This window comes from Pseudomonas sp. B16120, assembly GCF_044218845.1.
Taxonomy (GTDB): domain Bacteria; phylum Pseudomonadota; class Gammaproteobacteria; order Pseudomonadales; family Pseudomonadaceae; genus Aquipseudomonas; species Aquipseudomonas paracarnis.
In genome coordinates this window covers 1333533-1347464 of record NZ_CP162588.1, presented here as the reverse complement: position 1 = coordinate 1347464, position 13932 = coordinate 1333533, and the positions used below count along the sequence as shown (strand labels likewise).

General features: G+C 59.6%; 10 protein-coding genes. 3 read left to right on the top strand and 7 right to left on the bottom strand.

What is annotated here, in order from left to right; genetic code table 11:
* Nucleotides 1-143 precede the first annotated feature (143 nt).
* Nucleotides 144-5324, top strand: coding sequence for a dermonecrotic toxin domain-containing protein (locus AB4P90_RS06445; protein WP_395605753.1), 5181 nt, complete (start codon nt 144-146; stop codon nt 5322-5324).
* Between the two features lie 14 nt (nt 5325-5338).
* On the opposite strand, the gene AB4P90_RS06440 is transcribed toward AB4P90_RS06445, so the two are convergent.
* From AB4P90_RS06440 to AB4P90_RS06420, 5 genes are all read right to left on the bottom strand, one after another.
* On the bottom strand, nt 5339-5824 hold the full coding sequence (locus tag AB4P90_RS06440) for a CS1 type fimbrial major subunit (RefSeq protein ID WP_020301194.1): 486 nt from the start codon (nt 5822-5824) through the stop codon (nt 5339-5341).
* Nucleotides 5821-6573, bottom strand: a complete 753-nt coding sequence (locus AB4P90_RS06435) for a hypothetical protein (RefSeq protein WP_014717096.1) — start codon at nt 6571-6573, stop codon at nt 5821-5823. The genes AB4P90_RS06440 and AB4P90_RS06435 overlap by 4 nt, the downstream gene beginning before the upstream one ends.
* Before the next feature lie 69 nt (nt 6574-6642).
* Nucleotides 6643-7887, bottom strand: coding sequence for a hypothetical protein (locus tag AB4P90_RS06430; RefSeq protein ID WP_395605752.1), 1245 nt, complete (start codon nt 7885-7887; stop codon nt 6643-6645).
* 21 nt (nt 7888-7908) lie between these two features.
* Nucleotides 7909-10431: a CS1-pili formation C-terminal domain-containing protein gene (locus tag AB4P90_RS06425; RefSeq protein WP_395605751.1), complete on the bottom strand. Its 2523-nt coding sequence runs from the start codon at nt 10429-10431 to the stop codon at nt 7909-7911.
* A 122-nt stretch (nt 10432-10553) separates the two neighbouring features.
* Complete coding sequence (locus tag AB4P90_RS06420) at nt 10554-11051, bottom strand: CS1 type fimbrial major subunit (RefSeq protein ID WP_172832672.1); 498 nt, start codon at nt 11049-11051, stop codon at nt 10554-10556.
* 491 nt (nt 11052-11542) lie between these two features.
* Here AB4P90_RS06420 and AB4P90_RS06415 point away from each other — a divergent pair, with 491 nt between their 5' ends.
* Both AB4P90_RS06415 and AB4P90_RS06410 read left to right on the top strand, forming a co-directional pair.
* Nucleotides 11543-12052, top strand: a complete 510-nt coding sequence (locus AB4P90_RS06415; protein ID WP_014717092.1) for a PadR family transcriptional regulator — start codon at nt 11543-11545, stop codon at nt 12050-12052.
* On the top strand, nt 12049-12816 hold the full coding sequence (locus AB4P90_RS06410; RefSeq protein ID WP_020301197.1) for a siderophore-interacting protein: 768 nt from the start codon (nt 12049-12051) through the stop codon (nt 12814-12816). Before AB4P90_RS06415 ends, AB4P90_RS06410 begins: the two co-directional genes overlap by 4 nt.
* Before the next feature lie 106 nt (nt 12817-12922).
* Here the strand turns inward: AB4P90_RS06410 and AB4P90_RS06405 are convergent, their stop codons facing one another.
* Both AB4P90_RS06405 and AB4P90_RS06400 read right to left on the bottom strand, forming a co-directional pair.
* Nucleotides 12923-13549: a Pr6Pr family membrane protein gene (locus AB4P90_RS06405; RefSeq protein ID WP_020301198.1), complete on the bottom strand. Its 627-nt coding sequence runs from the start codon at nt 13547-13549 to the stop codon at nt 12923-12925.
* A gap of 4 nt (nt 13550-13553) precedes the next feature.
* Nucleotides 13554-13787: a VF530 family DNA-binding protein gene (locus AB4P90_RS06400; protein ID WP_003188882.1), complete on the bottom strand. Its 234-nt coding sequence runs from the start codon at nt 13785-13787 to the stop codon at nt 13554-13556.
* Nucleotides 13788-13932 lie beyond the last annotated feature (145 nt).

Here is a 13932-nt window from a genome sequence, read left to right as displayed (position 1 = left end):
CAAAACGCCCATTTCTCGAGCCCTGCGTTTGATTTTTCCAGGGAGGGGCCAAGTGGTGTTTATGTATGCCTGAACGTTTCATGAGGGTGATTAGTGTAGATCGGGTTGACCCCCCCCACTACTCATCTCAAGGCAACACAACCATGTTCTTCGAACGCCCCTCCCCACACGCTGCGAGCCATGCCCAGAAGGGTATGCACTTTGATGTTATCCAGCGCTCCATTCCAGATTGGCTCAGCGCGACCACGCTGACACGCGCTCGCGCACTGAAAGTCGCAAGCCCTTTTGTCTACACCCGACTCAACTCGCTCGACACGCGCGCAGATACGGTTTCCACAGAGGCCATGGCCGAGCAGTGGACCGCCAGGAATGCCTTGGATGAACACTTCAAATACATCAAGGACGTGTACTCATTCGCAGAGCCTCTGCTCAAAAAGGCCTTGCGTGAATACGGCGACATTGATGTAAAAAACACGTTCATTCGCCTGTATGCCCCGGCCGAAAAAAGCTGGTGGGTCATTGGCGTTCGCAAAGGCGTAACCAGCCGGACCGTAACGTTACTGGACGCCGCTCTGCATAACTTTTCCGCCAGCGAGCAGTTTGCCGACTATGGGTTCTTGTCCAAGCCCGACGCCCGTGGCCAGCAGCCCATCCTGACGTTCACCTCCAATACCAGCGGCCAGCCCCTGACCGCGCAAGTATTCAAAAATCTGTGCCGCACCCTGGATATAGGCCGCCAATACCAGACACGGTTATTGCGCACCCTTGGCTTCGGCAATCAAGTCCAGGCCGATACGCTACGGCGCAAAGTGATTGCCTGCGACAAGGCCACGCTGAAAAACGCCGCCTGCATCGCCTGGTCGCAGCAGCATATCCAGGAGGACGCCCGACGTCTGCTGTTCGATATTGTCGAGGACAAGCCCGACCCAGCGTTGGACGGCATACCGGTGGAGTACTACAACCTCAGCCTGCTGGATGCCCGGCTCAGCGGTATCGTGCTGATTGCCGCGCCACAGGGCAGCGACAAACACATCGAACGCCTGATTGCCTATGTTCCTGAAGACCCGGAGCACCCGTTGAAGGAGTACCCCTCGCCGATTGAATTCATGAATGAGTTGACGCGCCAACTGCGCGACAGCACCGCCACCCTGGATGCCCACGGCCAAGCGCCTGCAAAGACCACCTACCGGCAGTTTTTCAGTCGATTTGTCGACCATAAACAACGCGGGCATTTTTTTGCCGAGCTGCAAAGCCGCCTGTTCAAGGTGCAGTGGCACGAAAAGAAGCGCACCGATAGTGGCCCCAGTTGGCAAACCATCGCGGTGGACACGCCGCGGTTGCACTTCAGCGTGCAAAACATTTTTGACGACCACGAGAACCGAGCGCCTTCCGGGCATTCGGAGCCTGACACGCTGTGGCACTACCTGTACCGGGTCAACGTCAATAAAATTGTCAACGATACCCGGGACGTGGCGATCAGCACCGCTTACGCCGACTTGATGGCGCGCTGGGCCTGGTGGGATAACCTGGGCAAGATTCTCTCGGATATTTTCAATGCGGCGCTCCTGGTGGTCACCCCCTTCGTGCCGTTCCTGGGGGAGTTGATGCTCGCCTACACCGCCTACCAGGTGGCCAGCGATGTGTTCGAAGGTATTGTTGACTGGGCGCAAGGCAACGGACTGGAAGCCATCGGGCATGTCATGGACGTGGTGGAAACGGTGGTGCAACTAGGCATTTGGGCGGGGGCCGGCACCGTCGGCCAGGCTGTCACCCTCAAGCTGTCGCCCTTCGTCGAGGGCCTGCACCCGGTGACGCTGGATGGCGGTGAAAAGCGCTTGTGGAACCCCGATCTTTCGCCTTACCAGCAGACCATCAGCCTGCCCCAAGGCATCGCCGCTGATACACAGGGTTTGTATCAGCATGCCCAGAAACACTGGCTGGCCCATGCCGACCATCACTACCAGGTAGAACCGGACCCGCAGTTGCCTCATCACCGAATCGTGCACCCCCGCCGGCCACACGCCTATCAACCGAAAGTGCGCTTCAATGGTCACGGCGCCTGGGTACATGAAGGCGAACAACCGCGCAGCTGGGACGATCACACGCTGATGCGCCGCATCAGCCCCGCCACCCAGGCGCTCACCAACGAGCAGCTTGAACAGATCCGTATCATCAGCGGCAGCGAGCCAGACCATTTGCGCCACATGTATGTGCGCAACCAGCCGTCCCCGCCGCTGCTGACCGACAGCATCGAACGCTTTAGCGCAGACCGTTTCGCCCAGGCGTCTGTCCAGAAAATACGTACGGGCCAGACACTCGCCCCCTATTCCTACTGGTTCGAACAAGCCGTTACCGACCTCCCCGGCTGGCCGCCGAGCAAAGCCCTGGAGGTGTTTCACAACAGCGATCTGAGCGGCGAGTCGCGCAAATACGGCGATACCCACGCCGCGCCCGTCGATACCCTGCGCATCAGCCTGGCTGACGTGATGGCTGCCAGGCTGCCCGAGCGCGTGCTGGGTTTTCTGGACGAACATCAGGTCAATACGTTGTTGGGTGAAACCTTGCCCCAGGCTCAACAGGCCCAGGCACTGCGCAATAAACTGGCGAACTACGTAGAGGGCTATGGCGGGCATGTCGCCAAAAGTCATTACCAATTGGGCCAAGCCAGCAGCGACCCACACGTGGCCCTGTTGCGCCAGGACTTTCCCGAGCTGGCGCTGAGCAGTGCGAACGCGTTGCTCAAGCAGGCCTGGCCTGAAGAAACAACGGTGATGAACGACACACAGCGCCTGCCCCTGCGCCTCAAAAGCCTGGCACGGGAGTTGGACTTCGACCATCAGGCCAGCCGCGCTGTCGAAGGGCTTTACCCTCCCCGGCAACCCTCGGCGCACAGCGAACGGTTGGTGCTCAATACCCTGCGCCTGCACAGCGACGTGTTCAGCCATCTGAACATCGACATCCGGGACAACAGCCCCACCGGCCCGTTGCGCTGCAGCGTCGGTGAAACCGACGCGCCGCAGGCCCGCACACTGGTACGCAGCGCAGACGGGACCTACACCGTATTCGACGCCGATGCCAACCCACTCAATCCAGCCACCACGCTGTACGAGTCCCTGCTCTGGACCCTGGCGCAGGATCCGCAGCGCGCCCCGCCCTACACCGTCGGCGAAGGTGAACAGCTCAGGCAGTGGGTGATCGAACATAACCAGGCACCGGCCGAGCGACGCCTGGCATTGGCTGAGCCGCCCTTACGCATGCGGCCCGCTCCCGAGACCGAGGTGCTGCTGGGCGGAGGCGCATCCTGCAAAATGTCCCGGGTCGACAGCTATGACATGCAACCCAAAACCATTGAAGAACGCATCAAACAGTTACTGCCCGCGATGAGCAACGACAGCGTTCGACGCTTATCAATCACGATGAGCACAGCCGAAGGCGAGCAAACGCTGATGCAGATGGAGTCGCAAAAACAGCAGTTGTTCAATCAGCTCGACGCCTACATAAAGGGTCCGACGCCCAGGGCGGGCACGCTGTTGGAGCCGGAAGTCCGCAAACGCCGGGCAGAAGTCGCAACCCGCCTCTATGATGGCTGGAGCAATGGCCTGACGGTGCATCTGGACGAAAGCTTCGAACACCGCGGCGGTATCGCTCTGGACTTGTTCAATACGCCCATGCCCGACGAACTGCCCACCCTTAACGTGCCACTGAACCACATCAGCGACCTGGACCTGCGTGGTTGTGATTTTTCCGATCGCCACGCCGCCTTTCTAGACAATTTCCCGCATCTGCGCGACCTCGATCTGAGTCACAACCAGCTCACCCAGTTACCTGCGACCCTGGGCAAGCTCAAACGTCTTCGACGCTTGCATCTGGAAGCAAATGCCCTGGTTCTGGACGATGCCGCCGTTGCAACACTTGGACGGCTCAAGCGTCTCAAACAGCTTGAGATGGCCGGCAACCCACTGGGGCAAACACCGGATATCAGCCAAATGCCGGCCTTGACCTTGCTGAACCTGCGCAATACGCAAATAAAGGACTGGCCCGTCGGGCTCGTCGGTCGCTCACGCGCGCGCGGGTTCCAACTGGACCTGAGCGAGAACCCGATCACCCAGTTACCCCATGTCGCCTCAGGTTCGGATGATGCCGACATCATTGCCCGTACCCGCCTGGACCAGAGCAGGCTCACCTCGGACTTTCAGGACTTGCTCGCTGAATACCGCGAGTCTGTGGGGCTGGACCCGCTGCGCTTCTACGCGCCTAGAGGTGAAAGCGCACCCTGGCTGAGTGACATCAAGCCTGAGGAGCATGAGCAGCACCGGCAGCTGTGGGACGCGATTGAAAAGGAATCCGGCTCTCAAGGTCTGTTTGAGGTGATCAAATCGCTCGAAGAGCCGGACGAGTTCCAGGCCGAGGAAGACCGCCTGGCCTATCAGAACAACCGGCCTGAGCTGAGCCAGAGGGTATGGCGCCTGCTGAGGGCGGTCGAAGCCGACAGCGACCTGCGCGAGCGCGTGTTCAAGGATACTCGCTACCCCGGCTTGTGCCCCGACGCCGGCGCGCTGATATTCCAGAAACTGGGCGTCGAAGTACTCGCCAGCGAAGCCTATCGAACCAGCACCACACCGGCAGAACTCGAGGCCAGGCTGGTGGTGCTGGCCCGCGGAGCCGCGCGCGATGCCTATATGGGCAAAGCCATTGGTGAAGACATCGCCCACCGCCTCAAACCCAAAGATCAGGGCGGGCTGGGGCAACGGCTATGGTCGCAGGTCATCGACGGCGAGCATGGCGAGGTCGACGAGGCCGGCATTCACTTAGCCTATCGCAGCACCCTGGCAGACCGGCTGGACCTGCCGTGGCTATCGACCCATATGACTTACCGCACTCTCGCCGATGTAACCCCCGCGCAGATCGAAAAGGTGGCCGCCGCAGTAGCCAGGTTGGAAGAAGGTGACGGGCTGGTGAACCAGATGCTGTTGGACAAAGGTTGGGAGCGTTACCTTGAGCAGCACAACCCCACCGCCAAATGGAACAATGACACAGCCTTCGACTTGAAGTACCTCCAACTCGATGAATTACAGGCACTGCAAGCGCAATACGCCCAGTCACAGACGCTGCCGGAGATTGATCGGCAAACCCAGCGGGTAAAACTGCGCGGCCTGGCGCAAGCCCTGGGATTGGACGAAGACAGCGTGTTATCCGGCAACCCTATGAGTTCAACACAGTACGACACAGCACTCAATGAGCTGGGGTACCGGCACAATCAGTGGCTGCGAGATCTGACGCGTGTTGCGCTGAACCGGGCCGGAGCACGTAAAAACCGGGCTTGATGCGGCCCTGGCGTTCAAGGCGCAAGAAAATCAAACATCAGATGCACCGTGCCGTAGTAGGCCCCGCCCTGGTAACCCCCCTGCGGCTCGATCGCCGAAATATCCAGCTCGACGCGCCGGCCCATGCCCGCTTCGTCAGCGCTGAGTACCTGGGTCGAGTCCAGGGTCAGGGGCACCCGGTTGAACAGCACGCGCAAATCGATACGGTCATTGCCGCTCAACAGATAGGGCACGTCTCCCAGGCGTGCCGCAACGCCGCCATTGAGATTCTTGACGTCGAAATGCTTGCGCAGGCGGCCAAGCCGGGAGGTCGTCAAGTCCCAGGCCAGCAACTGATCCTGCCCCATCCAGTCGGGTTCGGAAGGCAATACATAGGCTTCGTGGATCGGGATGGTCACCGACACATCAAAGCTCTGGCGTTCCTGAAACGCCATCGCTTGCCCGCCCAGGGTAAACGGCACCATCAGCGCCGCCAGTCGCGTCAATTGTCTAAATATCATCGGGTGACCTTCATCGGTTTTTTGTCCCGGCCTTCAACCAACTGGAAGCTGAATTGGCGTTCGACTTTCTTCTCGAATACCAGCTGGCGGCCAGGCAGGATGTGGTGCTTGGTGGTGGGTTCACAGTCGGTTTTCTTTGCCACTGAACAGTCCCGGAACTCATCGAGCACGACCGTACTGTTGCCGGCATTGCGCAGGGTGTACTGGCTGGCGGTCTCGCTGATCTGCGTATCGAAGCGGGTATCCTTGGGGCGCACGAAGAACACCGTGCCATAGCCCGCCATGACGTTGACCCCGGCTGCCAGGTCTTTTTTGTATTCGCTGCGCTCTGCGTCGGTGACCGCAAAGTCATCTTCCTTTTCCGGCACGACGGGGATAAAGCGCACACGAAAGTAACGCTCCTTGTCACGCTGGCCCATGTACAACAGACGAGTGCCCTGGCGTCCGCCGGCCGGCACGATCAGGCGCGCCGGGCTGGCCATCAGGCCGTCACGATTGGTGGTGCTGCCCTTGGCGTCGGTCATCGAGGCGACCGGCACTTCCCGGGAGGTACCGTCGGCGTTATAGATAATCTCCAGCACATTGACCTTGATGAACGCGGTACTGGTGCCGCCGTTGAATACCCGCTTGAGGTAGGAGCTGCGGTCGCCTTCCAGGTAGTCGTACACGACGCCGACGTTGATTGCCGGCCCCGCCTGCGCCGTCAACGACATCAGGAAAAGCCCGGCCCATAGCACTGCATGTTTCATAGTTGATTACGCCTTGTTGATTGAACGCGGCCCGCCACGACAGCGGGCCGATGTGCGGGCAAAACCCGCCTAGACCTCAGAATCCCAGACCACGGTGACCACGCCTGAATAAGTGCTGCCGGGCGCCTTGAGCATGTCGCTCACGTCTTCTTTGTCGACTTGAAAGTGCAGCGTGCCGGGGCGGTTGTTGACGTAGTGCACGGACTGGATCAACTCGGTGCCTACCCCATCCCGGCGTAACGGCTGCCGGTTTACGGGCTCGTCGCGCTGGTTGTGCAGGCCAAACGGCAAACTGACCGCGACCTGCAACGGCACCTCATCGCCCGCGCCGTTGCGCAGGCCGCAGGTGTTGCCGATCGCCAGGCCGCATTCAAGGGTCATCTTGAAACGCCCACTGGAGAAAATGCTGAAGGTCTGATCACGGGACAATCGCGAGGGTTGCCGCCCGCGGTTGAGCCAGGCTTGCCAGCCGCCTTCGGGGAGCAGTTCGACACGGTTGCCGCCCGGAGGTAGGGTGACCTTGAGGATGTGCTCGACTTGCAGGGTGAAATTGAAGGTGGCGATGTTGTCGCTGGGAATCATCACGTCACCGAAGTCAAAGTCCCCCCCCGGCCCCATGCTGTATGTCGCCGTCCCCTTGTATTCGCCGGCGGCCATCGTCAACGGGTTCGGCGTCCTGAGTTCGTAGCCATACTCCAGATAGTTGTAAGTCAACCACGGAATATCGTATCCCGGCGTGATGCTGCAGGCCCCTGCGTTTTCGGGAACACTCCAGAAAAACAAGCCAAAATTAACCCCAGCCGCTTGATAGCCCAGCCCTACACAAGGCGGCGGGCCACTTACCCAATAGTAATCCCAGTTAACACCCCCATAGGTCCAGGCGCTGACGCCGGGGGGATAGGCAATATTCCAGCGGGTCCCCATACCGGCGATGCGCATTTGTACCGTTGCCATTTCGCCGGTTGCGGTATGGGTGACCTGAACATCGCGCCAGGCAGATGGCAGTTTGAAGTAGGCGCCTTGTCGTGGGTCGGTATGCCCCGCGGAAATCAGCGCATTCGATTGAGCCCGAAATTCCATGTTGCGGATGCTGAAAATATTCAATGCCTCGCATCGCGCCGGTATATGCCAAGCACATACGCCACTGTGCACCGTGGTGTTCTTGAACTTGTTACTCATCGGGTTCGTCGGATCAGGGCGAAACACGGCGGTGATGTCTTCAACGAACGCCTGCGCCGTCAAGCTCGTACAGCCGAGTGCGAGTGCCAGGGGCATCGGCCTCAACAGTGTTTTTATTGCAGTGATAAAAGTCATCGAATCCCATCCAAGCCGCCGTTAACCGGCGGTGTCGGCCTTGTGGTTAGCTTCAGCCAGCGTGTCCGGCGTGCAACGCAGATCACCGATCATCAACACATCGTTTTCATTGGTCGTATGCCTCGGGTCGAGGCGGAACTGGCAGAGCAACTGGTTCTGGTAGCGCACTTGCAGGGTCGGTGAACTGGAACTCATCTCCATGGAGAAAAACCCGTCCACTTCGCTGACGCCGCGGCTGGCGTGGTTGATCACGTGATGCCCCTTGAGCGGCGCGCCTCGCCCGTCCAGCAAGCGACCGAGTACGGTGACGGTTTTCATCACGGTGACCTTGCGGTAGTCCACACCGCCCTTGTTCAAGTGGTAACTGGAACGGGTGGGCTGGATATTGGCCGCCGGCGGGTGATTGCCTTCGAAGTCGAAGCTGACGCTGCTGCTCTTGTAGGCCGAGACCGGCACATAGTTGCGTCCTGGCCGCAACACGGCGCTGCCGCCGCCCAGGTCGTCGGCGCGCAGGGCAATTTCATCGAGGTCGGTTTCCACATCGATGATCATGCCTGCCCCATTGCCCTGGTACTGGCTGCTCAGCAACATCTTGCCGGCGCCCGCGACGAACGTGCTGTTGAGGTTCAAGCCACCACTGAGGTCGCCGTTGAAGGAGCTGCGCTGCACAAAGCCGTCACCACTGAGCGCATCGGTACTGAAGCTGGCCATACTCGACAAGCCGACGCCGTAGGTGTCGGTGATGGCCGTGGCCGAAACGCTTTGCAGCACGTGGTCGGTGAGGTCCTGGCGAATCGTCAGCGAGGCGTTGTTGTCACGCCCACCATCGCGGGCGGTGCGGGTGCCGACGCTGCCGGAAATCTGCCGGCCGTCTGTGCCCAGGTTCATGCTCAGGGTCACGTCGACGCCACGGTTGCGTTGGTCGTTGGTGCCGCTGCTGCCCGGTCGGTCGAATACCGAGAAACGCCAGTTGGCATCACTGCCGAACAGTTTGTCGTGGCGGCTCCAGCCCAAGTCCACGCCTGCCCCTTCCACATTGCCCTGGCTGTGGGAAACCCGCAGGTTCAAGGTGTTCTGTGCGTCGAGGCGGTGGTTGACCGACAGGGCAGAATTGCTCGCCTGGCCGACGAAGGTGTTGCGCCGCAGGCGTGTACCGTCGGGCAGGGTTTCGTAAGTGTCGCGAGTGTCGAGCCAACTGCGGTTATGGCTGAACACCAGGTTGGTCGCACCGAAACTGTAAAGCCCTTGCAGGTCCATGCCAGTGCCATGTTCCTGGGTTTGATACAGGTTGGCGTAGAGGCTGGTATTGCCGGCCACGGTCCAATCCACCGAGCCGCCGTACTGCAGTTGCTCGCGCACCTGGCGAGCGGACAGGCCGAGGATCACGCGCGGATGCACCAGGTAGTTGAGTGACGCACCGGCGGTGATCGCGCCGGAGGCCTGCTCATCCCAGTTGCTGAACAGCTTGGTCTCGCGCCCGGCAAACAGGTTGTAGCGCCAGGGGTCGTCGGCGTTGCGCCAGTTGCTGGGCTTGTACACCAGTTCCTGGCTGGTGCTGGTGGTGAGACCATCTTCCACCAGGCGCACTTCGACCTCATAGATGCCGCCCGGCAGTGGCCGGGTGTCCAGGGTTTGCAGGCCGGCCGTCACCGACTGGGTGTTGATCAACAAGCCATTGCGATAAATCTCTACCGCCGCCTGCCGACTGGCGGTGACGTAGATCGGATACACGCTGGGCTTGGCGTCATTGATCGCCAACGTGTCGGAACTGCCATACATCACACCCAGCGCCGTATCGGGGCTGGCGCCGAAGCTGCGCAGTTGACGGGTGAGGCCATCGGAATTCGGCGTGAAGTGGCCCAGGCGGAAAAACTGCCCTTGCAGTTCGCGCTGGGTGTACAGCTCGTGGATCGCATGACGCATTTGCGCCTCATCGCCACTCTGGCGGGCCAACTGCAGGTTGAACACCTGGCTCCAGTTACCCACGCTGGAGCTGGCTTGCAGGCCATAGCGGCCACCCAGGCTGTCTTGCTGGCTGCCATTGAGATTGAGCTGGTTATTGATGATCAACCCCAGGCTGCCGCCTTCCGGTTGGTCATAGAAACGCGGGGTGTCGTCTGCCAATTCGACGTTTTGCGTCAGGATCGACAACTGCGAGCTTTCGAGGTTGTAGTACGCCGAGATCATTTTTTGCGGGCAGGACTGGGTGCAGGCGCCCAGCGCCACGCCTTGTTCCAGCACGGCCTGCCAGGTGTCGCGGGTGGCCGCCGGGACTTTACTGTCACCGGTATCGGTAAATTCCAGAAGGGTCACGCGGTCGTCTTGAGACAACACGATCAAGGCTTCGCCGAGCAGTTGTTGGTCCAGGTCCACACGCACCGCCAGCGGCACATCAAAAAAATGGTCGGCAAACCCTGCGGGCAAGCCTTGGGCCTGAGAAATCAGGGTGCCGGGGGTGGCAGCGCCAGAAGTGGCGGGCGCTGCCAGGGCACTCGTACACACCAACAGCGCAAGCGCTGCCGCGATAGGCGTCATCGGAAACATGAACGGAATACTCGGAATGCCAGGGCCAAAAATGAAAATCAGGTCGGCAGACCGAGGAGGAAAAATCAGCCGACCTGCAAGTCATACAAGGGGTGCCCGTACGTCGCGGGCACTTATGGGTTTCAAGGCGTTGGCAATACCGCGTCGAACACCACCGGCATCACCGCGGTGTAGGAACCACGCTGGGTGGCCGACGGTTTGGCCGCGACGATGCGCATTTCAGCACCCACGCCAGGGGTGGAGTCGGCTTCATTGACTACTTCCTGGGGGGTGCCGGTCAGCGTGACGCCATTGAGGCTGGTGGTGAGCGGGATGTTCTGCGACACGTCACCATTGAACAACACAGCCGGGCCACCTTCGATGTAAGCGTGTACCGAACCGTTGGTGTTCTTGAGATCGTAGATGGCGCTCAACGGAGCCAACTCGCCGCTGACCAGGTTGTAGCTCATGGTTTCGTCACGGCCCCAGTTCGGGTCACGCGGTTGTGCGTGGAACACGGTGGTCGGGATGTTTGCCTTGAGGTTGACGGTGTGACTGGCTTCACCTGCAGCGATAGCTGTTACCGAGGAAGACAAAGCCAAAACAGCCAGGGGAACAGCAACAGCAAACTTCTTGAACATGATCAGTACCTGCATTTATTAACATTGATTGGTTCGTTGCCAAGTACCACCTCAACAACGAATTACGCCGCTGGTTAGTTGAACCACACAACGCCAAACAATCATTCAATAAAATTAAAAACAGGTATGCAGGCTTCTTCTCACACGCTCGTAGCCCTTGTAATCAGGGCGCGCGGGAAAAACATGGCACTTTGACCAAACTTTAAAATCCGCTGTAAGAAACAGGCTACACGGCAGTAAAAGCATAACCTGAAAACCACTGTAAGAACTGGACTACACCATACATACACTCGACAAAAAACTCACGACACTTAGCTTGAATTGGAGCGCCAACTCTAATTAAAGTTATAACTCTAAAGACGCTATTCGTCTATTCACATATTCCGATTTCCGGCTGCGTCTCACGCTGCCACGACCGTTGGTCGCCATAGGCTACCAACGACATAAGATATATCTTACGTTATATCTAAACCTGAACAGAGAAGCCCTACATGAAGCATGATCATCGCGGCGAATTTGAAAAACGGGGTGGCCGTGGCCCCCGGGTGTTCGCCCCAGGCGACCTCAAGCTGCTGCTATTAGCCCTCATCGCTGAACAGCCCTGCCACGGCTACGACCTGATCCGCCGCATCGAAGGCTTGTTCGACGGCGCCTACAGCCCCAGCCCCGGCGTGATCTACCCCACCCTGACCTTTCTTGAAGAGAGCGAGTTGATCAGCGGCGACGCCGATGGCGGAAAAAAGCGCTACACAATCACCGACGCCGGTCGTCTCTTCTTAAGCGAGCAAGCCGTTGCCCTGGACGGCGTGCGCATGCGTATCGATGTCAGCAAGCGCTCGCTGCGCGGGCACGACCGCCCACCCGAGATCCACGAGGCGGTGCACAACCTGCGCCATGCCTTGCACTCACACCACGGGCACTGGAGCCCGGAAGAAATCGTTCGTGTCGCGGCGCTGCTCAACGGCACCGCCCAAGCTATTGCCGACGGGAGAGATCAATGAACACACAAGCCATCCATCGCGTGACCCACGACATCAAACGCCGCCGCCTGCAAGTACTGCGGGTGGTGGATATCACCCCGCGTATGCGCCGTATCACCTTGGGTGGGCCGGAACTGGCAGGTTTCATCAGCCTGGGCAGCGACGATCACATCAAACTGCTGTTCCCGCAGAACGCCGCCGAACAAGCGGCGCTGGAAAGCCCGACGTTCGCCATCAAGGGCGACGGCCCGCAACCCGCCATGCGAGACTACACGCCACGGCGTTACGACCTGGACATCGGCGAGCTGGACATCGACTTCGTGCTGCACGGCGATGGCCCTGCCTCCACCTGGGCCGAGCAGGTACAGGTCGGCCAGCATCTTTATATCGGTGGGCCAAGGGGTTCGATGATCGTGCCGGACATCTTCGACAGCTACCTGCTGATCGGTGATGAAACCGCCCTGCCCGCCATCGGTCGACGCCTGGAAGAATTACCGGCCGGGCGCAAGGTGCTGGCGGTGATTGAAATCGCCGATGCGGCGGAACAACAGGTGCTCGGCAGCGCAGCCGAAGTCGAGGTGATCTGGGTTCTGCGCGGCCACGATGACCTGCTCGATGTAGTGCGCAACCTGACGCTGCCCAGCGGGGCGTTGTACAGCTTCGTCGCCACCGAAACCAAGCTGTCGCGCCAGGTACGGCGGGTACTGCTGGACACGCACAAGGTCAACGAGGAATACCTCAAGGCCGTGGGTTACTGGCGTGCTGAGGGCAGCGAAGAAGAATGATTAAGGTGGGAGCGGGCTTGCCTGCGATGCAAGCACCTCGGTTTATCAGGTACACCGAGGTGATGCTATCGCAGGCAAGCCAGCTCCCACATTAATGGTGCTCACTTTAAATCGAGGGGGATTTGAGGCGCTTGTCCAGGCCAATGATCGCCAACGCGATGACGATGAACCCTGCCAAAATCCCTGCGGCATTCACAAACACCTGTGGATAACCGAGGCTGTCCACATCCATGAACGGGTACTGATACTGCCCGAGCATATGCCCCCGCAGCAGCACATAACCGAAGTACACCAATGGGTAGATCACCCAGCCGGCAATGTGTTTGAGCCGCAACGTACCCTTGGGCACACACCGCCACCAATACACCACAAACAACAACGGCATGACGTCGTGCAGCAACTCATCGGCGATAAATTGAAAGCCTTGCGGGCTCCACAGATGCCGCAGCAGCAGGTTGTAGGCCAGGCTTACCACCACGATGCTCGCGGCAATCGCGCTACTGATGCGAGGCGCGAGGAAAAACCGCTTGGCGCCAGAGTCGCGCCTGACCAGCGCGTAGCTGAGCACCACGACCACCAGGGTATTGGTCAGCACGGTGAAGAAGCTGAAGAAACTGATCAGGCCGCCCAGCAAGCTCGCGCCACTGGTCCAGCGCGAATAGAGAATCAGGTATTGCTGGATCGCCAACCCCACCCAACCGGCCAAGGCTGCCGTCGCGACAAAGCGCTTCATGCTTTCAATCCAGGGGGCGCTTGGTACGCATCAGCTTGACGTACAAACCTTCGACCTTTTCCCGCGCCCACGGGGTTTTGCGCAGGAAAGTCAGGCTCGACTTGATGCTCGGGTCACTCTTGAAGCAGCGGATATCAATGCGCTCGGCCAAGCCGCTCCACTCGTAATGCTCCACCAGGGTGGTGAGCACGTGTTGCAGGGTCACACCGTGGAGCGGGTCGTTGCTTGTCGCAGTCATGCCAGGCCTTTTGCAAAAAGAGGAAACACAGCCGCGCACCTTAGCCGACGGGGCGTGCAGGTGGAAGCATCGCATTGAATATAGCCCGCCAGGAAAAGTTCCCCTTCTACACAAAAAAGAGATGTTATATTGTAACTTAAATTAT